The sequence below is a fragment of the Bradyrhizobium sp. BR2003 genome (assembly GCF_009720285.1).
In the GTDB taxonomy this organism is placed as follows: domain Bacteria; phylum Pseudomonadota; class Alphaproteobacteria; order Rhizobiales; family Xanthobacteraceae; genus Bradyrhizobium; species Bradyrhizobium elkanii.
This window is the reverse complement of record NZ_SMYJ01000024.1, coordinates 206,626-226,821: the sequence shown is the minus strand read 5'-3', so window position 1 is coordinate 226,821 and position 20,196 is coordinate 206,626. Positions and strand designations below refer to the sequence as shown.

At 65.4% G+C, this 20,196-nt stretch carries 19 protein-coding genes; 15 read left to right on the top strand and 4 right to left on the bottom strand.

All coding sequences use genetic code 11. From position 1 onward, the window contains the following. Positions 1-286: 286 nt before the first annotated feature. Positions 287-1,675, top strand: a complete 1,389-nt coding sequence (locus E2I15_RS17295) for an MFS transporter (protein ID WP_246668200.1) — start codon at positions 287-289, stop codon at positions 1,673-1,675. 146 nt (positions 1,676-1,821) lie between these two features. Next, entirely contained in the window at positions 1,822-4,224 is a 2,403-nt protein-coding gene (locus E2I15_RS17290; RefSeq protein WP_137480155.1) for an EAL domain-containing protein, read from the top strand. 79 nt (positions 4,225-4,303) lie between these two features. On the opposite strand, the gene E2I15_RS17285 is transcribed toward E2I15_RS17290, so the two are convergent. Continuing rightward, positions 4,304-4,738: a hypothetical protein gene (locus tag E2I15_RS17285; protein WP_137480154.1), complete on the bottom strand. Its 435-nt coding sequence runs from the start codon at positions 4,736-4,738 to the stop codon at positions 4,304-4,306. 146 nt (positions 4,739-4,884) lie between these two features. Between E2I15_RS17285 and E2I15_RS17280 the strand changes: the two genes are divergently transcribed. Continuing rightward, positions 4,885-5,499, top strand: a complete 615-nt coding sequence (locus E2I15_RS17280) for a hypothetical protein (RefSeq protein WP_137480282.1) — start codon at positions 4,885-4,887, stop codon at positions 5,497-5,499. A gap of 18 nt (positions 5,500-5,517) precedes the next feature. Here the strand turns inward: E2I15_RS17280 and E2I15_RS17275 are convergent, their stop codons facing one another. Continuing rightward, positions 5,518-6,861 carry an aminotransferase-like domain-containing protein gene (locus E2I15_RS17275; protein ID WP_137480153.1) on the bottom strand — a complete coding sequence of 448 codons (1,344 nt, stop codon included), beginning with the start codon at positions 6,859-6,861 and terminating at the stop codon, positions 5,518-5,520. A gap of 255 nt (positions 6,862-7,116) precedes the next feature. On the opposite strand from E2I15_RS17275, the gene E2I15_RS17270 reads away from it, so the two are divergent. The 11 genes from E2I15_RS17270 to E2I15_RS17220 all read left to right on the top strand — a co-directional run bounded on the left by E2I15_RS17270 (position 7,117) and on the right by E2I15_RS17220 (position 17,243). Then, positions 7,117-7,278 carry a DUF1127 domain-containing protein gene (locus tag E2I15_RS17270; protein WP_137480280.1) on the top strand — a complete coding sequence of 54 codons (162 nt, stop codon included), beginning with the start codon at positions 7,117-7,119 and terminating at the stop codon, positions 7,276-7,278. A 393-nt stretch (positions 7,279-7,671) separates the two neighbouring features. Next, on the top strand, positions 7,672-10,110 hold the full coding sequence (locus tag E2I15_RS17265) for a sensor domain-containing protein (RefSeq protein ID WP_246729412.1): 2,439 nt from the start codon (positions 7,672-7,674) through the stop codon (positions 10,108-10,110). A 507-nt stretch (positions 10,111-10,617) separates the two neighbouring features. Beyond that, positions 10,618-11,127: a hypothetical protein gene (locus E2I15_RS17260; RefSeq protein WP_137480151.1), complete on the top strand. Its 510-nt coding sequence runs from the start codon at positions 10,618-10,620 to the stop codon at positions 11,125-11,127. A 444-nt stretch (positions 11,128-11,571) separates the two neighbouring features. Then, positions 11,572-12,522, top strand: a complete 951-nt coding sequence (locus tag E2I15_RS17255; protein WP_137480150.1) for a helix-turn-helix transcriptional regulator — start codon at positions 11,572-11,574, stop codon at positions 12,520-12,522. 58 nt (positions 12,523-12,580) lie between these two features. Beyond that, positions 12,581-13,255: an SDR family oxidoreductase gene (locus tag E2I15_RS17250; protein WP_137480149.1), complete on the top strand. Its 675-nt coding sequence runs from the start codon at positions 12,581-12,583 to the stop codon at positions 13,253-13,255. A gap of 219 nt (positions 13,256-13,474) precedes the next feature. After that, positions 13,475-13,702, top strand: coding sequence for a hypothetical protein (locus tag E2I15_RS38755; protein WP_170991608.1), 228 nt, complete (start codon positions 13,475-13,477; stop codon positions 13,700-13,702). Between the two features lie 135 nt (positions 13,703-13,837). Then, entirely contained in the window at positions 13,838-14,101 is a 264-nt protein-coding gene (locus tag E2I15_RS17240; RefSeq protein ID WP_137480147.1) for a hypothetical protein, read from the top strand. A 111-nt stretch (positions 14,102-14,212) separates the two neighbouring features. Beyond that, a complete protein-coding gene (locus E2I15_RS17235; RefSeq protein ID WP_137480146.1) occupies positions 14,213-15,430 on the top strand; it encodes an NAD(P)/FAD-dependent oxidoreductase in 1,218 nt (405 codons plus the stop codon). A gap of 92 nt (positions 15,431-15,522) precedes the next feature. Continuing rightward, complete coding sequence (locus E2I15_RS17230) at positions 15,523-16,434, top strand: MBL fold metallo-hydrolase (protein WP_137480145.1); 912 nt, start codon at positions 15,523-15,525, stop codon at positions 16,432-16,434. Between the two features lie 87 nt (positions 16,435-16,521). Further along, the gene (locus tag E2I15_RS17225) at positions 16,522-17,013 is read left to right on the top strand and encodes a carboxymuconolactone decarboxylase family protein (RefSeq protein WP_137480144.1); all 492 of its coding nucleotides are present in this window, start codon (positions 16,522-16,524) and stop codon (positions 17,011-17,013) included. Further along, positions 17,010-17,243: a (2Fe-2S)-binding protein gene (locus E2I15_RS17220; protein ID WP_137480143.1), complete on the top strand. Its 234-nt coding sequence runs from the start codon at positions 17,010-17,012 to the stop codon at positions 17,241-17,243. The genes E2I15_RS17225 and E2I15_RS17220 overlap by 4 nt, the downstream gene beginning before the upstream one ends. 235 nt (positions 17,244-17,478) lie before the next feature. On the opposite strand, the gene E2I15_RS17215 is transcribed toward E2I15_RS17220, so the two are convergent. Both E2I15_RS17215 and E2I15_RS17210 read right to left on the bottom strand, forming a co-directional pair. After that, the gene (locus E2I15_RS17215) at positions 17,479-17,904 is read right to left on the bottom strand and encodes a universal stress protein (RefSeq protein ID WP_137480142.1); all 426 of its coding nucleotides are present in this window, start codon (positions 17,902-17,904) and stop codon (positions 17,479-17,481) included. Between the two features lie 156 nt (positions 17,905-18,060). Continuing rightward, positions 18,061-18,603 (bottom strand): SixA phosphatase family protein, encoded by a 543-nt coding sequence (locus E2I15_RS17210; protein WP_137480141.1) that lies wholly within the window; start codon positions 18,601-18,603, stop codon positions 18,061-18,063. 95 nt (positions 18,604-18,698) lie between these two features. On the opposite strand from E2I15_RS17210, the gene E2I15_RS17205 reads away from it, so the two are divergent. Then, positions 18,699-20,195 (top strand): NAD(P)/FAD-dependent oxidoreductase, encoded by a 1,497-nt coding sequence (locus E2I15_RS17205; RefSeq protein WP_137480140.1) that lies wholly within the window; start codon positions 18,699-18,701, stop codon positions 20,193-20,195. The last annotated feature ends 1 nt before the right edge of the window (position 20,196 follow it).

Here is a 20,196-nt window from a genome sequence, read left to right as displayed (position 1 = left end):
GGACGCCTGAGCCGGCCATGGCGTTTACCAAAGTGTGAAGTCGACAGGCGCTTTGGGCGTGATCGGCCCTGCGCTCGGGGCCGGGTGAGGCGCGCGAGGGCGGTCCGTAGGTCTATTGAGGCAAAACGCCGCGCGAGCCGGCCGCCGTCGGGCAGGCCGGCCAGGCATGCGATTCCACACTTCGATTGGTGGCGAAGTGTTGCGGCGAAACGAAGGCCTATGTCTCGCATTGGTTGCCGAGAGCAAGGACAAGACCATGCAACAGACATCCCTGAACGTCCGGCACATGCCGGATGAGTGCGCAGCGTCAGATCAGCAAACGAGCGGGCTCGCGGCGACGCTGACGCTCGCCGCGATGAGTCTCGGCTATGGCGTCGTGCAACTCGACGTCACCATCGTCAACACGGCGCTCAATGCGATCGGCGCCTCGCTCGGCGGCGGCGTCGCCGAACTGCAATGGGTGGTCAGCGCCTACACGATTGCCTTTGCGGCCTTCATCCTGACCGCGGGCGCGCTCGGCGACCGGATCGGCGCCAAGCGCATCTTCATGGCCGGGTTTGCGATCTTCACCGCGGCATCGGTTGCCTGCGCGGTCGCGCCTGATGCGGCGACGCTGATCGCCGCCCGCTGCGTGCAGGGGCTGGCCGCGGCCATCCTGGTGCCGAACTCGCTGGCGCTGCTCCGCCATGCCTATGAAGACGAGAAGGCGCGGGGACGCGCGGTCGGGGTCTGGGCCGCGGGCGCGAGCCTTGCGCTGACCGCCGGCCCGTTCGTCGGCGGCGGACTGATCGCGCTGGTCGGCTGGCGCGCGATCTTTCTGGTCAACCTGCCGATCGGCCTAGCCGGCCTGTGGCTCGCCTGGCGCTTTGCCGGCGAAACCACGCGTCATCAGCAACACCGGCTCGATCTGCCGGGTCAGGTCGCGGCGATCGCCGCGCTCGGCACGCTGGCCGGCGCGCTGATCGAAGGCGGCGCGCTCGGCTGGGGCAGCCCGTTCGTGATCGCAGGCTTTGTTCTCGCCGCCGTCTTCTCCGTGCTGTTCGTCTGGCGAGAGGCGCGCGCGCCGCAGCCGATGCTGCCGCTCTCGCTGTTCCGCCACCCGATGTTTGCCCTGACCTCGCTGGTCGGCCTTCTGGTCAATGTCGCGTTCTACGGTCTGATCTTCGTGCTCAGCCTCTACTTCCAGCAGGTCAACGGGCTGTCGGCGTTCGCCACCGGCCTCGCGTTCGTGCCGATGCTCGGCGCCGTGCTGCCCGCCAACCTGATCGCGCCGCATGTCGCGGAGCGGATCGGCGCGCCGGCGACAATCGCGCTCGGCGCCGCGCTCTCGGCCGCCGGATGCCTGGCGCTGCTGTTCATCGGCCCCGGTACGCGCTATCTCGCGATCTGCCTGCAATTGCTGGCCATCAGCGGCGGCCTCGGCCTGCTGGTGCCGCCCCTGACATCGGCGCTGCTCGGCAGCGCCGGGCAGCAGCATGCCGGCATCGCGGCAGGGGTGTTGAACGCGACCCGGCAGACCGGCAGCGTGCTCGGTGTCGCGCTGTTCGGCTCGATGGTCAGCCGGTCCGCGGCCTTCATCGCCGGCCTGCATGCGGCCCTCGTCATCTCCGCCGGCGTGCTGCTGGCGGCCGCTGCGCTGATCTGGATCGGGGCATGGTCACGGGCTCGGCGTTGAGACGAACTGCGGCGAGGGATCTCCGCTCGCCCTGACCCGATCGCCTGCATTCAAGGCTTCTTCACCATGCGTGGAACCTTGCTGCAGTGCGGTTACCGTTCGTACACGAATGCGTCTGTTCTTATAGGTCCATAAAGGGGGCCTATATGTATCGCGTTCTGACCTGTCTCACTTTGGAACATGACTGGCGGCTGGTCGTCCTTGGCGGGGTGATCTGCCTGCTCGCCAGCGCCGTCGCGATCAGCCTGTTTCACCGCGCCCGCGCCGCACAGGGGCGTGCCCGCGAGATCTGGATCGGCCTCGATGCGGCGGTCGGCGGTTGCGGTATCTGGGCCACCCATTTCGTCGCCATGCTGGCGTACGATCCCGGCATCGAGGCCGGGTACAACGTTCCCATCACGCTGCTGTCGCTGGTGCTCGCGGTTGCGATCCTGGCCGTCGGATTGGCCGTCGCCACGCTCGACGAACGCTGGCGGACGGTTGCGGCCGGCGGCGCGATCGTCGGCGCCGGTGTCGCGGCGATGCATTACACCGGCATGCTCGGGCTGGAGCTGCCCGCGCGTATCGTCTGGTCGCCCGGCATCGTCGCCGCGTCGATCGCGTTCGGAAGCCTGTTCGGCGCGCTCGCGCTGGTCGTTGCCACGCGTGGCGAACGTTTCGGCACCACCGCCGCCGCGACCGGTCTTCTGACGGTCGCGATCGTCTCGCATCATTTCACCGCGATGGGCGCGGTGACGCTCGTCCCGGATCCGACGATCGTTTCCGGCGGACTTACGGTCTCGCCGCGCGTGCTCTCATTCATGACCGCCGTTGCGGCCTTCGCGATCCTCGGCCTCTCGCTGATCGCCTCGATCCTCGACCGTCGCGCCAAGACCGAGCTTCACAAGCAGAAGGTGGTGCTCGATACCGCGCTCGAGAACATGTCGCAGGGGCTGTGCATGTTCGATGCCGACGGCCGCATCATGCTGTTCAACGAGCGCTACAGCGAGATGATGGGGCGCAGTCGCGTGCCGCTGCAGGGACGCCTGCTGATCGACGTGCTGCAGGATCTCCATTCCATCGGCGAGTGGGACGGCGATCCCGAGGAGTTCTGCAACGCGCTCGTCGCCGAGGCAAAGGCCGGCCACAGCGCGACGCGGATCGTCAGCCGCAACGAGCGCGCGATCCGCGTCGTCGACCAGCCGATGAAGGGCGGCGGCTGGGTCGCGACCTTCGAAGACATCACCGAATGGCAGCAGGCGCAGGAACAGATTTCGCACATGGCGCGGCATGACGCGCTGACCAATCTGCCGAACCGGACGCTGTTCCGCGAGCAGCTCGAGAAGGCCTCGAGACTGGCCAAGCGCTCCGACCAGCTGGCCGTGCTCTGTCTCGATCTCGATCATTTCAAGGAAATCAACGACACGCTCGGACATCCGATCGGCGATGCGCTGCTGCGCGAAGTCGCGCGCCGGCTGGGCGAATGCGTGACCGAGCACGATACCGTGGCGCGGCTGGGCGGCGACGAATTCGCCATCGTGCAGTTCTGCAGCAATTGCGAGCCGTCCGTCGTGTCGTCGCTGGCAAGTCTCGTGGTCGAGCGGATCGCCGCGCCCTACGAGATCGGCGGCCATCAGCTCGTGATCGGCGTCAGCATCGGCATCTCGCTCGCGCCCGAGGACGGCAAGGATCCCGACGAATTGCTGCAAAAGGCCGATCTTGCGCTGTACCGCGCCAAGGCCGACGGCCGCGGCACCTATCGCTTCTTCGAGACCGGGATGGATGCGCGTGCGCAGGCGCGCCGCCTGCTCGAGCGCGACCTGCGGCTCGCGCTCGAGCATGACGAGTTCGAGGTCTACTATCAGCCGATCCGCGATGTCGAGGGCGATCGAGTGGTCGCCTTCGAGGCGCTGGCTCGCTGGAATCACGCGCAGCGCGGGCTGATCGCGCCGAACAATTTCATTCCTGTCGCCGAGGAAACCGGGCTGATCGTTCCGCTCGGCGAGATCGTGTTGCGCAAGGCCTGCGCGGATGCCGCGGGCTGGCCCGAGGCCGTCGCGGTTGCCGTCAATCTCTCGCCGGTGCAGTTCAAGAACCCGAACCTGGTGTCGTCGGTGAAGGCGGCGCTGCAAGCATCCGGCCTGTCGGCGGACCGGCTCGAGCTCGAGATCACCGAATCGGTGCTGCTGCAGAACAGCGAGGCGACGCTCGCGGTGCTGCATGAGCTGCGCGGCTTCGGCGTCCGCATCTCGCTGGACGATTTCGGCACCGGCTATTCCTCGCTGAGCTATCTGCGCAGCTTCCCGTTCGACAAGATCAAGATCGACCGCTCCTTCGTCACCGACCTTGCGACACGCGAGGACTCGATGGCGATCGTGCGCGCGGTCACCGGCCTCGGCAAGAGCCTCGGCATCGTCACGACCGCCGAAGGGGTCGAGACCGATACCCAGTTCGACCTGCTGCGTCAGGAGGGCTGCACGCAGGCGCAGGGCTATCTGTTCAGCCCGCCGCGGCCGGCAGCCGACGTCGCCAAGATGTTGCGCAGGGCGCCGGAACGGTCGGTCGCCTGAGTTGGAAGGCCGGGAAGCTGGATTCTGGTTTGGACGCGTTTTCTTCACGCGAACCGCGTCCGCTTCGCTCGAAAACGCTCTAGCTCTTGCGCAGGGCAAAATAGGCGCCGCAGAACGCCATCACTGCGCCGAGGCACAGGGCGGCGAGGCCTGCGAGCACGGCGGAAATGGTTGAGACCGAGCTCGGCGCCGACGCGGCCTGGCCTGCGCCGGCCAGCATCAGCACGCCGACGACGATCAGGAAGTTGCGCATCCGATGCGGGATCTGGCCGGCCACCGCGCTGTGCATCAGATTGGCGGTGAAGTAGCCGCCCGAAAATCCGACGGTCGCGATCAGCCACCACGCAATCGCGGCGCCCGCCGGCATGAACTCGTGGCTATCGGAGCGCCACAGGCCGCCGAGATCGAGCCCGTAGCGCGCGCCGAGCATGTGCACGGCAAGCGCCAGCAGCACGCCGGATATCATCGCGCCGCCGAGGATGAGATAACGCGGAAAATAGGTCGTCTCGGGCATGGCTCGCTTGTAGGATAGGCGCGACAGGTAGCGCAAGCCAGAGCATGATCCGGAAAAGTGGAAACCGGTTTTCCGAAGAGATCATGCTCAAACAGAGAGTCTTGCGCGTACGTTTGAACGGGTGGAACGGCGAATTGCCAACAACGTTGCAGGACCGGTCGGAGGCAGGTGAGGGCACGGCGGTGCGCTACGCCTACAACGCCTCCTTGATCGGCTCGGCGCACCAGTTCGAGCTGACCGAGGAGGGGCTGTCGTGGCGGATCGCCGGCCGGACCGGCGTGTGGGACTATGCCGATATCTCCGCGGTGAAACTGTCCTATCGCCCGGTCTCGATGCAGCAGCAGCGGTTTCGCGCCGACATCGACAACGCCAAAGGCGGGCGGATCGCGATTCTCTCGACCACCTGGCAGACCGCGACGCTGGTGGCGCCGCAGGGGCATCTCTACCGCGACTTCATCGTCGAACTGCATCGCCGGATGCAGGCGGCGGGCAGCAACGCCAGGCTGGTCGGAGGCCTCGGGCCGAAGACGTACACCGCCGCGCTGGCGCTGCTGGCCTGCCTTGCGGTGGCAATGATCGGATTGCTGCTGATGGCGCTGCTGACGGCGAACTGGATGGGGGCGCTGTTCCTGGTCGGCTTTGCCGCGCTGTTCACCTGGCAGGTCGGCGGCTTCGTCACGCGCAACCGGCCGCGGCGCTACAGCTTCGATCAATTGCCCGATGCGCTGCTGCCGAAGGCGGTTCGCAATCAAGCCCGATGACGTGCGATGGCCTCGCACTCACTCGGTCGAGTCAAAATCCTCTTCGGTCGCGCTCAGCATGCCTGCGAGAGTCCGCAGGCCGAGGTCGAGCTGCTCCATCGGCGGCGCGGCCAGCGCGAGCCGCACCGCATTGGGCGCATGCCCCGGCGTGGCGGCGAAGGTCGTCGACGGCGTCAGCGCGATGTCGCGCCGCGCCGCGGCCGCGACCAGGGTCTGCGAGCGCCAATGCGGCGGCAAGGTCAGCCAGAGATGATACGACTTCGGGTTGGTCTGGATTTCGAAATCGGCCAGATGCTTCGCCGCCAGAAGCTGGCGGCGACCGGCATCGATCCGCTTCAGCCGTGACAATTCGGCGGCGGTGCCGTCGGCCATCAGCCGCTGCCCCGCGGCGAAGGCGTAGCCCGACGCGGTCCAGCCGCCCGAGCGCACCGCGGCCATGATGCTCTCGCGCAGCCGCGGCGGCGACACGATGAAGCCGAGCGCGAGGCCCGGCGCCACCTTCTTCGACAGGCTGTCGAGCATGATGCAGCTGTCGGGTGCCAGCGCGGCGAGCGGCGCCTCATCGTCGAGGAATCCGTAGACGCCGTCCTCGATGACGACGAGGCCGAGCTTCTCCACCACGCGCAACAGCTCGGCGCGGCGCTCGGGCGGCATGGTGATGCTGAGCGGGTTCTGGATCGTCGGCTGGACGTAGATCGCAGACAGATGCGCCTCGCGATGCGCCTTCTGCACCGCATCCGGTCGCACGCCGTGCTCGTCCATCGCGAGCGGCACCAGCGAGATGCCGAGCCGCGCGGCAATGCCCTTGACGAACGGGTAGGTCAGCGCCTCGACGCCGCAGCGTCCGCCGGCCGGCACGACGGCGGCGAGCGCGGCGGCGATGCATTGCCGGCCATTGGCGGTGAACAGGATCTGGTCCGGATTTGGCGTCCAGGTCTTGCGCGCCAGAAATTCCGAGGAGATGGTTCGGGCCGCCCGCGTGCCGAAACTGGTTGCCGGCCGCAGCGCGCCCTCGAGCACCTCGGGCCGCTCCAGCCCTTCGAGGCTCTTGGCAATCATCGTCGCCTGGTGCGGCAGCAGCGGGTAGTTGAACTCGAGGTCGATGCGGGCGCCGCGCGGCTCGGTCGGGGCCGCGATGCCGCGGCGTGCCTCGCCGGAGACGAAGGTGCCGCGGCCGACTTCACCGACCACCAGTCCGCGCCGCAACAGCTCGGTATAGACCCGGCTCGCCGTCGAGACGGCGATGTTGCGGTCATAGGCGAAATGACGCTGCGGCGGCAGCCGGTCGCCCGCCTTCAGCGCGCCGCTCGCGATCTCGGCGGCGACCGCATCCGCCAGCTTCAGATATTCGAACCTCGACATTATTGCACCGAGAGCAATATTTTACTTGCTCCGACCAATGTACCGGATCATTTAAGAGGGAACAAGCCCATGATTGCACCGAGGAGCGCGCAAGCAATCCGAGGTTCCGACGGCGCAGGCGCTGAAACAGCATTTGTGTCAACGGCGTAGCTTTGTCTATGGGCAGCGAAGGAGACGACAATGTCAGCGATATCCTCAGCCGCCGCAGGGCCCGCGCGGCCCAGTATGTTGGGCGGATTGCTCCGATTGCTCCGAGTGTGGGGTGATGCACTCGCGACCTATTGGGTGCGCCGCGAGGCGATCAAGACGCTGCGCCAGCTCGATGACCGGGCGTTGCGCGATATCGGACTCTCGCGCTGCCAGATCGAGACCGCCGTTACCGGCGACTTCGACCTCGAGCTGCTGCGGATCCGTTAAGATGCCGTGCGGCGGCAAAGCATGGTCCGGAAACGTGCGAAGCGGTTTTCCCTCGCGACAAACGCGGGACGCGTTTGCGGAGATCATGCTCAAACAAAGAGCTAAAGCGCGATGACGATTCAACCCAATCACATCGCGCTTTAGGGCCGGGCGCCGACTGCCGGTTGCAGAATTCACCGAAACTACACCAAAGAAGCGGAAGAACCTCGTCTCGTCACCGCCGTTGCTCCAAGGTTGTGAGGCCATATGCTAGCCTGTTAGCTGCGTACGCTCGCGTTGAGTTGGGGACCGATGGCCGCTCGCAAATTGTCGCAAGGGCAGGTCCCGACCCGGGAAGCGCGTCGCCGCTGGCATGAGGAGCGATCGCTGCGCTGTGCGATCAGGTTGGCCCGCATGGGCTACTGGGAGTCGCAGAGCGCCGCCGCGACCGATCTCTGGATATCGCCTGAGCTCGCCGCATTCTACGAATTCGAGACCGCCGACGGCTACATCCCCATCGCCACGGTGCGCGAGCGCTATTTGCCTGAGAGCCGGAAGCTTTTGGAGGCGCATTACGCGGCCTGCTGGACGGAGGGGCGGCCCTATGCGGTGCGCACGAGACTCCGCAGTACCGATGGCAGCCTGCTCGACTGTGTGGTGCACGGCGAGCCGGAATTCGACGCGCATGGTCAGGTTCGACGCGTGTCCGGCATCGTCCGCGACGTCACGGAGGAGACCTCCGCACTGCGGCGCCTGGCGGAGAGCGAGCAACGGCTGGCCGATTTTGTCTCTACCGCCTCGGACTGGTGCTGGGAGAGCGACGCCGAGCATCGGCTGCTGCCCTATCCCAAATCGCTTGCCGGCAATGCGGCGTTCCAGACGGTGGCCGCCGGCAGGAAGGCGCGCTGGGAACTGACTTATGCGCCCGAGGATGGGGAGGCGATGGCGCGGCACCGCGCCGATATGGAGGCCCACCGCCCTTTTCGCGACTTCACCTATACGCTGATCGGCAAGGACGGCTCGCGCGTCAGTATCTGCACCAGCGGCAAGCCCATCTTCGCCGATGACGGCAGCTTTCTCGGCTACCGCGGCACGTCCAGCGACATCACCCAGCTCAGGGCGGCCAAGGCGCTGCTCGACCAGCGCACGCGGGCGCTGGAGGAGGCCCACCGCCTCGGCAAGATCGGCACCTGGAGCCACCGGCTGGACAGCGGCCGCACGATCTGGGCGCCCGAGCTCTACCAGCTGCTCGGCTTGCCCGACACGTTCGAGCCGACCGATGAGAACATGCAACCCTATTTCCTGGACGGCGACGCCGACCGCTTCCGGGAGGTGCAGAAACGCGTGCTGCGCACCCGCCGGACCGAGGCCACCGACCTGCGCATCCTGCACGCGGACGGCATGCCCCGCGATCTGGCTGTGATCTGCAAGGCGGAGGTTGCCCACGACAAGGTCATCGGCATCATCGGTACCGTGCAGGACGTCACCGAGCGCAAGGAAGCCGAGCGCCAGCTCGAGCAGCTCGCCTACAGCGATCCGTTGACCGGCCTTGCCAATCGCGCGCTGTTCACGCGCCAGCTCGCCGCCCTGACCGAAGGCTGCTCCCAGGGAGGCCGGACTGGTGCGCTGCTGCTCATCGACCTCGATCGCTTCAAGGAGGTCAATGATTCCCTCGGCCATGCCGCCGGTGACGAATTGCTGATCAAGGTGGCGGCTGCGTTGCGGCAGGACCTGGGGCCGCGCGCCTTCATCGCCCGGCTCGGCGGCGACGAATTCGCCGTGCTGGCGGACGGATGCGACACGTCCGACGCCGCGCTGACCGGGCTTGCCGATCGGCTCATCGGCAAACTGTCCGGCCCCGTCGATCTCGCCGAAGGCGAGGCCTCGGTCGGCGCCACCATCGGCATCGCCCGCCTGCCGGAGCATGGCGCGACGGCGGAGGCCGCTGTGCGCAACGCAGACCTCGCGCTCTACATGGCCAAGGAGGCCGGGCGAGGGTTGGCGCAGCTGTTCGAGCCGGTCTATGCGCAGGCGGTCGATGAGAGGCTCGATCTCGGCCGCCATCTGCGCCACGCCGTGGAGGCCGGCGCCCTCGAGGCCCATTACCAGCCGCAGGTGGATCTGAAGACCGGCCGCGTCACCGGTTTCGAGGCGCTGCTGCGCTGGAGCCATCCCGAACGCGGGCCGATCTCGCCGGCGGAGTTCATCCCCATCGCCGAAAGCTCCGGCCTGATCGTCGACCTCGGCCTCTGGGTGCTGCGCGAGGCCTGCCGGCAGGGCCGCGCCTGGCTGGATGCCGGGCTGCCGCCGCGCTCCATCTCGGTCAATGTCTCGCCGGCGCAGATCTGGAGCGTGGATTTCGAGACCGCGGTCTCGGCCATCCTGGCAGAGACCGGCTTCCCGGCGGAGCTGCTCTGCCTGGAGCTGACCGAAAGCCTGTTCGTGGATCATACCGAGCAACGGATCAGCCGCACGCTGACGGCGCTGTCCGGCTTGGGCGCCCGGCTGGCGCTGGACGATTTCGGCTCGGGCTATTCCTCGCTCGGCTACCTGACGCGCCTGCCGTTCGACTGCCTGAAAGTGGACCGGGCCTTCGTGGATGGCATTTCCACCGCGCCGGAGAAGCGCAAGCTGCTCGGCGGCATCATCGCCCTGTCGCACGGGCTCGGCATGACGGTCGTGGCGGAGGGCGCCGAATTGTCCGCCGAAGTGGATGTGCTCGGCACGCTCGATTGCGACCTCGTGCAGGGCTTCGTTTTCTCGCCGCCGATCGCAGCCGACCAGGCGCCGCTGGTCGCCGCCTCGATCGAGCGCGAGGCGCGCCGGATCCAGCCGAAACGGAATCGCCTCTAGGCGAACATCGCTTTGGCAGCATTCATTGCCCGCGGCTTTGCCTCGATGGTGGCCGCTGACCAAATAGCCAAGCCGGGTACTCATCAAGTGGGTTGGGTGAGGGGCGCTTGATGTCCGCTTTCACCCTGACAGCGGCGAGAAGGCGGACCTCGCCGGAGGTTCGAGAAGGGCCAATAGCGGACGTGCCGTCCTCGCTGCCGCGTTCGGGAAGCTGACCGGCGAGAACCCGAGCGATTGGCGCAGGCCTATGCGTTAGTAGCAATCGCTCGACAGAAACGGCAACCGTTCTGCCGCCGGGCGGCGCGGCGGAATTGGACCGAACGGCCGCGGTGCACACGTCGGCCGCAATCTCTCTACAACTAGCTCAATCGCTCGGGGGCAACGGCACACCCGGTTCGCTAGATGTCGTCGTGTCCATGCCAATGACACGGAGACGATAGCGGTGTGCAACAGATGTTTGACTTCTTCTACTGCCAGGGACGGCGTCCTCTTTTTCGGGAGCGCATCATGATGCCGGGTTTGAGCTTGACGATGTTGGTGACGGTCCATGTGATCGTCAGCCTGATCGCAATCGTGGCGGGCGTAGTCGTGATGTTCGGGATGCTTGGCTCGAAGCAGATGCCCGGACTCACTGCGACGTTCCTTGCGTTCACTATCCTGACCAGCGCTTCGGGGTTTCTGATCCCACCGCTGCTGTTCGAAAAGTTCTTGCCGTCTCACATGATCGGCATTCTCTCGCTGGTTCTGCTGTCGATCGCCTGTTTCGCACTTTACGGCATGAAACTCACCGGCTCGTGGCGCTGGATCTATGCACTGACCGCCTCGGTCGCGCTTTATCTCAACGTATTCGTGCTGGTCATCCAGTCCTTCCTGAAAGTACCGAAGCTGCATGCGCTGGCGCCGAGCGTGCCGCCGGCCGAGCCGCCGTTCGTCATCGTTCAGGGCGTCGTGCTGGTATTCTTCGCCGTCGTGATCGTCGGCGTGATCGGGCGGTACCGGCCAACGCCCTCAACTTAGGTTTCGTCTTCTCCGAGACGAAACCGGAGATCATCGAGTTCAAACCACGCTAACACTTCTGCGACCACCCGACTCTGACTCCGCAGCCAAGCGTCTTGCTTGGACCCGCGTATGAGGTCACATGTTTGAAACTATTGCAGCAGTCCTTTTCGCTCTCAGCATCGGAATTTTTGCCGCCCACGTCTTCGATGCTTTGCGGTGGTGAAAGGAAAATATTCGGGCCATGCGCGCTCGCTGACCATCACCCGCCGCCGCGCTTGCTCGCCGGGAATTCAAACGAGCGACGCCAGCATGGGATCAGGGACTGGGCCCACGCCTTCGAGACTGAACGCTTCTAGCCGGAGCGGACAAGGCGCGGTCACTTTAGGAGAGACTCCAGACCCGTAAGGCGCTAAGAACGCCCGAGCGCTCGAACTAGGCCCTCTCAACGACGAGAACAGGTCCATGAGCAAATCACTCCTGCGAGATATCTCGCAGAACCAGCAAGACACATCCCAGGTACAGCAGCGAGATATGTCGGTCGGCGAACGTCCTCACGCCGACGAGGAAATGACGCGCGTGCTCAAGACGGCACCACTGCGCATGGCTTCAGACCCATCCAACGGCGTGATCACCTTCTGGAGGCATGATCCCCTGCACGACATCGTCAAACCCATGGTCGATCATGTCATCATGGCTTTCCCCGCCGAGCCAGTGCGGTTCGAGCGCCGCGACGGGAAAACGTTTGCGAACGGAATGACGCGTCCCGGGACCCTGACGATCATTCCGGCCGGTTCATCCTCACGATGGGATATCTATCACCCATTGAGCGTGCTTCAGCTCTACCTCCCGCAGGCAACGCTGGACCGCGTAGCCCGCGAAGCCGGAGCAGGCGATCCCACCGACCTTGTGGAGCGAACTGCCCATCCCGACCCCGTTACAGCCCGATTGCTGCTGAGTGCGGCGGACGCACTGGAAGGCAGCGAGGCGCTGGACACGCTGTTCAGGCACCAATTGACCGACCTTCTGGCCACGCGGCTGCTCGCAGCTCATGCCGGCGCGCCAGTAACGTTCCGGCCGATCATGGGCGGACTGTCGCCCAAGGTGCTGGCCCGCGCCATCGAACGCCTGCACTCGGACAGCGATGCGGATGTCTCGCTCGCGGCGCTGGCGTCCGATGCTGGTCTGTCGCGCTTCCACTTCTGCCGCGCCTTCAGGGAAAGCACCGGGCTTTCGCCGCACGCATGGTTACGCCAGCACCGGCTCGAGCAGGCCATGAACATGTTGCGAGACACTGACGTGTCGGTCGTCTCGGTCGCAGCCGCGCTCGGCTATTCCTCCCAGAGCGCCTTCGCTGCGGCGTTCAGGAAGCTGACCGGCGAGACCCCCAGCGAATGGCGCAAACACATGCGGTGATGGTTTCGGCAACCGTGATCTCACCCGTTTCAAGTGCAACATCGAAAGGAGACAGGAGATGAAGACATTTCTCAGCATCGGAGCGGGCCCGGGAATCGGTTTCGCAACCGCCGAACGCTTTGCCAGAGAAGGTTTTCAGGTGGTTTTGGCCGCCCGGAGCGTCGCCAGGACGCAAGAGCTAGCCGAAAGATTGATAAAGAAAGGGTACAAGGCAGACGCTCGCCAAGTGGACTCCAGCGATCCGAAGAGCATTGCGGAGTTGGTCGCTGAAGTTCAGAAACAGCACGGCTCTATCGACGTCTTGCACTACAACGCCGCATCCGCGCGAAAGGCGACCCTCTCTGAACAGCCTCGCGACAGCTTCAACGATGATCTCGCGGTGAACATCGGAGGAGCGCTTGTCGCCGCCCAGGCTGTTGCCCCGAAGATGGAAGAGCAGAAGTCCGGCGCCATCTTTTTGACGGGAGGTGGCTTCGCCCTAGCTCCCCACCCGGACTACCTCTCGGTAAGCATCGGCAAGGCCGGCATTCGCGCCTTGGCTCTCGGGCTTTTCGAACCGTTCCGGGAGAAGGGAATTCACGTCGCGACAGTGACGGTCTGCACCCTTGTTTCTCCGGAATCGAAGGAGGCCTCTGCGGTGGCCGAGCACTTCTGGCGTCTGTACAGCCAGCCCCAGGATTCCTGGACCGTCGAAACGAGCTACGTCCCTGCGGCACATGAGCATGCTGCGTAGTACCGAAGCGATCGTGTCAATGGCAGCCGCACTTCGCCATTCCCTGCAGGCCGCGTTCGCCGCCGCATTCAGGAAGTGACTGGCCAGAGCCGAGCGATTGCTGCAGGCGCATGCGTTGGCAGCAATCGCTCTACAGGTACGGCAATCGCTCTGGGGCAGCCGCAGCTCAAATCCGCTAGATCATCACGGTGCCCACATCCAACCGGATGGAGAAAAAAGATGATCCGCAAGAGCATCGTCGGTTCCCGTGCGATTGCAGCAAATTTCTCGCGCTGGTCCGCAATGTCTGATCTTACCAGCAAGACGGTTGAGACAGTCTCCGACTTCGCCGGCTTCATTCACAACCTGGTTCTGGACGTACGTGACAGCTATCGGCCCGAGCTGCACTACATGCGTGGCCCCGGCCCAAAATGGCGCGCCAAGCACCAGCCCTTTGCCGGGGTTTGACCCCGTGCCGAGCGACTGGCGCAAACGCATTCATTAGCAGCAATCGCTCGACAGGTACGGCAATCCCTCAGGGGCAGCGGTACCCGGCATCAGTTAGACCATCATAGTGCCCACGAACGCCGATGGAGATCGACGATGATCTGGAAAACCTTCGTCAACCGGCTTGCAATTGCATCGCGACGACGCGGTCTTGCTACTGCGTTCGTATACGGGCTTTCGCTGGCCGTCCGCTTCACCTCCGCAGCGGGCGAGGAGGTGGAAATCCCGGTGCAGTCCGTGCAGAGGACCTATCCCGCGATCTCCATCATGAGCACGGCTCAGCCGATTGTTCTTCGACAAGGCTGGTCGTTGAAGTCTCCGATGTCGGCGCGCTCGTCGCCGGAGTGCCTCACGCCATAGCGAGCTACGCCTTCGTTTCACGCCTTCGCGTCGTCGTCGATCGCCACCCTTGATGAAGGGCGGCGGCGGGAGCGCGCGGACTTTTGGAAGTCCAAACTAGGAAGAAAACACATGAGACTAGTCATCATTGGCGCCGGCTTCGCCGGCATGTATTCCGCCCTCTCCGCCGCACGCCTGCGCGATATCCGCGGCGTTTCACCGGAAGAGCTCGAGATCGCGCTGGTTGCGCCGGAGCCGACGCTCGTCGTCCGTCCGCGGCTTTACGAGCCGAAGCCGGAGACCCTGACGGCGCCGCTGCTCGATGTCCTCAACGCCATCGACGTCAACCACGTGCAAGGCAGCGCCGAGACGATCGACACCAAGTCCCGCAAGGTGCAAATCGCGACAGGCGTGGGAACGCGGAAGACGCTGTCCTACGACCGCCTGGTCGTGGCCACCGGCAGCAAACTGTTCCGTCCGAATATTCCGGGCCTCGCCGAGCACGGCTTTGCCGTCGACTCGTTCGATGATGCGCTTGCCCTCGACAAGCATCTGCACGGCCTCCCCGACCGACCTGCCGTGAACGGCCGCGACACCGTCGTCGTCGCCGGCGGCGGCTTCACCGGCATCGAGGCGGCAACCGAAATGCCGGCGCGGCTGCGCGAGATCTTCGGCAAGAAGGCGACGCCGCGCGTCATCATCGTCGACCGCAACAAGGCGATCGCCCCCGACATGGGCGAAGGCGCCCGCCCCGTCATCGAAGACGCACTACGCAGGCTCGGCGTCGAGACCCGGCTCGGCGCCGGCGTCGCCTCGCTCGATGAATCCGGCATCACGCTCTCCAGCGGGGAACGCATCGAAACCGAGACCGTGATCTGGGCCGCGGGCATTCGCGCCGCGCCCTTGACCCAGCAGATTCCCGCCGAACGCGACAATTTCGGCCGGCTGCTGGTTGATCGCGATCTGCGCGTACCGGGAGTGGACGGCGTCTTCGCCACCGGCGACGCCGCACGCGCTGCCTGCGACAATGACGGCAACTACGCGCTGATGTCGTGCCAGCACGCCACGCGAATGGGCGCCTTCGCAGGCAACAACGCCGCCGCCGAGCTGCTGGGCGTTCCGACCAAACATTACCACCAGAAGGGTTACGTCACTTGCCTCGACCTCGGCGAAGCCGGTGCGCTGTTCACGACCGGCTGGGAACGCAAGGTGGCGATGGTCGGCGACGTCGCCAAGAAGACCAAGCAGGAGATCAACACCGTCTGGATCTATCCGCCCAAGGCCCAGCGCGCCGCTGCGCTGGCCTCCGCCGATCCCGAGCGTGTGACCGATGTGACCGGCTTCCTCTAAGCCTTCACGCGGAACGGGCCACACTTCGCAAAGCGCGGGCCGCTCGACCGAGAACCGTCCAGGAACCTCAACAAGTGCAACAGGAGACAAACATGAGCTTGGACTACACCCCACAACCCTTCAGGCCGAGGCACGACGAGTTGGTTCCGTCGCGCTACGCGCTGAAGGTCGGCGAGATTGACGTGCTGGTGATCAGCGATGGAGTGCTGCATCTGCCAACCAATGTGTTGGTCGCTACCGCCGACCCGGCTGCCCGACAGGCCGTGATCGACCAGCTGATGCTGCCGCCGGAAATGCTCGATTGGCCGCTGAACGTGGTCGTGGTGCGGAGCGGCGGCCGAACCATCCTGGTCGACTCCGGGGCGGGAGTGAACTCGAACCTGCCGAAGGCCGGACAGTTGACCCATCGACTGGAGGCCGCCGGCATCGATCTTGCGGACCTGACCGACGTGGTGCTGACCCACTTGCACATGGACCACGTCGGCGGGCTGCTCGTCGATGGGGTAAAGGAGCAGCTGCGTCCGGACCTGCGAATCCACGTGGCCGCCGCCGAGGTCAAGTTCTGGGCGAAGCCCGATTTCTCCCTCGTCTCCATGCCGGAGGGTTTCCCGGAGGTGCTTGAATCGACCGCGCAGAAGTTCCTGCGCGAATACCGCAGTTATCTGCGGACGTTCGAGGACCGGGCTGAAATCGCGCCGGGCGTAGTCGCCCAGCGCACCGGTGGTCACACCCCCGGCCACTGTGTGGTCCGCCTCAGGTCCGGCAGCGATCGGCTGACGTTCGCCGGCGATGCCGTATTCCAGATCGGGTTCGACCACCCCGACGTGCACAACGGCTTCGAGCACAACCCGATGGAGGCGGCCCGCATCCGGGTCCGTCTGTTGCGGGAGATGGCGGAGAGCGGCGAACTGCTGCTGGCCACCCACCTGTCGTTCCCCTGCATTTGCCATGTGAAGGTCGACGGCGACGTGTTTCGCTGTCTGCCGGTCAACTGGGACTACTGACCGCTTGCTCTTAAACTGGCGCCTTCGTTTCTGACGAAGGCGCCGACATGAACAGCAACCGAAACAGTCTAACAGAAGGAATCAACAATGTCACAGCGGATGGATTACAACGCAGCCTCGCCGGCTGGAGCGAAGGCACTCGGCGCCGTACATGCATACGTTTATCAGTCGGGACTGCCCGCACAGCTTATCAACCTAGCGTGTCTCCGCGTGTCCCAGATCAACGGATGCGCCTTCTGCATCGACTTTCATTCGCAGGACCTTCTCAAGGCCGGACTATCTGTCGAACACCTCGTTCTCGTAGCTGCCTGGCGCGAGGCCGGCAGTGTGTTCGACGAGCAGGAAAAGGCAGCGCTAGCCTGGGCAGAGGCCGTGACTCGCCTTGGAGACCAAGGTGTTTCGGACGAGGCATTTGAAGCGGCGTCGGCTGTTTTCAACGAGAAGCAGCTCGCCGACCTGACAATCGCGGTTGGCCTGATGAATGCCTACAATCGGATGGCGATTAGTTTCCGCACGACGCCGCTCGCGGTCGTCAAGCACAGCGCACAACAGCGCTCTCCGTCGAGAGCCGCGTCATGATCGTCTGTTCGTGCAATGTGTTGAGCGATCAGGACGTGCGCTCCGCCGCAGAAGCGGAGCGGACTCGGTCGACCAGCCGGGTCTATGGCTGTCTCGGCTGCAGCGCGCAGTGCGGCCGCTGCGCGCGCACCGTCCGCCGCCTCGTGGACGAGACGCAAGCCGTGCGGCGTGCCACGAGCGAAATGACCATCGCTGTTGCTGCGCGTCAATCAGTCCGCGTCCTGGTCTGATCGAGCAGGATGCGACTAGTCTGCGTCCGCAAATAGGGCGCGTTCCCTTTCCCGCCTGCAACGTATGGGGCGAGGGGATGTGGGCACAATTTCGGAATATTAGAATAATATCCCTGAGTTGCCCGACGTGTCAAGTTAGCCTGGCCGAACGCCGGCAGCCGCCGGCTCCTTTGCATGGGGTTGTTTTCGATATTTTGGCAGCGCCGCCTGCGACGGCCCCATAACTCATCCCGCTTTAGTGCCGCACCACCAGCACCGAGCATTTGGCGTAGCGCACCACGTGGCCGGCATTGGAGCCGAGGAAGTAGGTGCGCATCGCCGGGCGGTGCGAGGTCATCACGATCAGGTCGGCCTTCATGGTCGCGGCCTCTTCGAGGATCTCGTGATAGATGCCGCCCTGGCGGACCACGCCCGAGATGCGGGAGGGCGCGATGCCGGATTCACGTGCGACGATCGCAAGCGCTTCCTCCGATGTTTCGCGCTGCTGGCTGTCGAAATCCGCCGGCACGTATTCGGCGAGCATCACCGGCGTCATCGGCAGCACGTTGAGCAGGCGCACCGACCCGTTCCATGTCTGCGACAGCGTCGCGGCGGTTGCGATCGCCGGTTTCGCCAGATCGGTATCGGCAAGGTCGATCGGAACGAGAATGGACTTGTACATCTGCGCCTCCTGTCCGCGATTGGTCTGGAGCCGTTTGGTCCCTGTGCCCGGGACGCGCGCCTTCTTGTTCTTGAAGTCGTTCTGTATCGACGCGAACCGGTCCCCCTGTCGCGCAGACGTCAATATAGCATGGCGGCGCGGCGCTGTCCGCTTGCGTCAGCTGCGCGAGGCCTGCTTCAACAGTTTAGGGCTGACGAACAGGACGAGCTTGCCGCGCCGGAACGAGACGTCGTTCCAGTCGTCGATCGCGAAGTCGAAGACGGCGAGCCCCGAGGTCGGCAGATTGTCGCCGAGCGCGCGTTTTGCGGCCCCGTCGCCGCTGCCGGTCAGCGTCAGCGCGAGTTCGTGCATGCCGGGATTATGGCCGATCAGCATCAGGCGCTTCGGATCGCTGACCGAGGCCATCCGAATCGCGGTCAGCAAATGCACCGGATCGGCGCCGTAGAGCTCCGGCACGAATTCGACTTTCGGCGCAGGCCCGGCGCCCTTCAGCGCCTCGCGGACGATGTCCCAGGTCTGAGTGGTGCGGACTGCCGGCGAGACCAGGGCCAGATTGGGCAGGGGCGGATGACGGGCGATCCAGCCGCCGATCTCCGCAGCGTCGCGGTGGCCGCGCTCGTCGAGGCGGCGGTCCTGGTCGTGCCCCGAAGGCGCGTCGTGTTCGGTCTTGGCGTGGCGCAGCAGCAGCAAACGGCGCATGGACTTCCATTCTCGATTCGGTCAGGTCGAATTAATTCTACAGGCTCATGCCCTGGACAAGGTGACAAGCGCCGCAGCGGTCCGTAAGAAACGCCATGAGCGAGAGTTCCACAAGTGCGGCGGACGGCCCCGACCAGGCGGCCTCGCCGCTCCGCGACCGTCTGGCGTTCGACCTCGACGTCGACATTTGCGTGGTCGGGGCCGGGCTGGCCGGCCTGACCGTGGCGCGTGAGGCCGCGCGGCTCGGTGCGAGCGTCGCGGTGCTCGAAGGCCGCCAGATCGGCTGGAACGCCTCCGGTCATCATCTCGGCACCGTGATGCCGGGATTCGGCCTGCCGATGACGGACGTGATCGAGCGCGTCGGCCTCGACGATGCCCGCGAATTATGGGCACTGTCGAAGGAGGGGGCCGATTATGTCCGCGCCACCGCTACCGAAGATTTGATCCCCGGCATCAAGCCGAGCGATGGCGCGCTGGAAGTCTCCAATGTCGATGTCGGCGAGGCGCTGATCAGCCGCCTGCAGACCTTGGGCGAGGATTTCGCGACCGAGGTCGAGGGCTGGCAGGTCGATCGCGTGCGCAGCGTGCTCAGGACCGGCCGCTATTTCCACGGCATCTATTATCCGAAGGCGTTCCAGATCGATGGCCGCAAATATGTGCATGGCCTCGCCGCGCTGGCGATGCGGGCGGGCGTGCGGATCTTCGAGGAGACGCCGGTCGTCAGCATCGATTTCTCGGGCATCCGCAAACGCATCGTGACGCCGACGGCGCGGCTGCGCGCCAACCATATCGTCCTCGCCGGCAATATCCATCTCGGTGCGCCGTTGAAGCGCTTGTCCGATACGCTGCTGCCGGTGTGGCGCTACGCGGCCTTGACCGAGCCGCTCGGGGAGCGGCTGGCGGAGACCATCGCCTTTCCCGGCTCGGTCGTCGACAGCGATGGCATCGACCATTTCCGTGTCGTCGATGGCGATCGGCTGTTGTGGGCGAGCCCCGAAACCACCTGGGACGCACGGCCGAAGCGGCTCGGCGGGGCGGTGCAGCGCCGCATCGCCACGGTGTTTCCACAACTCGGCAAGGTTCCGATCGCGGAGATGTTCGGTGGCGCGGTCGGCGTCACCGTGCATGGCATGCCGCAGATCGGCCAGTTGCGCCGGGGCCTGTGGGTGGCGAGCGGCTTCGGCCGGCAGGGGCTCAACACCTCGGCGCTCGCCGGGCAGCTGATCGCGCGCAGCATCCTGTGGGGCGACGACCGCTGGCGGCTGTTTTCGCCGTTCGAGCTGGTCTGGGCCGGCGGCGCCACCGGCCGCGTCGCCGGTCATTTCGTCAGCCTGTGGACGAGAGGCGCCGCGTCCGCAGCGGGTGTTCTGGCGCGCTACCGCGAGGGTACACGTGCGAAGGAGCGCCTGCGCGAGGCGCGGCTCGCCGAGGCCAATCTCAGGGCGGGAACCCGGGGACCCGCACCCCGCCGTCCGCCCCCGTCGGCGGTGCGGCCGGTGCGGCCGCCCGCGCCCAGGCAGATCGAGGACGGCGAGGCGCCGTATCCGGATGCCTCGCAAGAAAGTGAGCAGATCTCCGACGGGCGGATGTAAC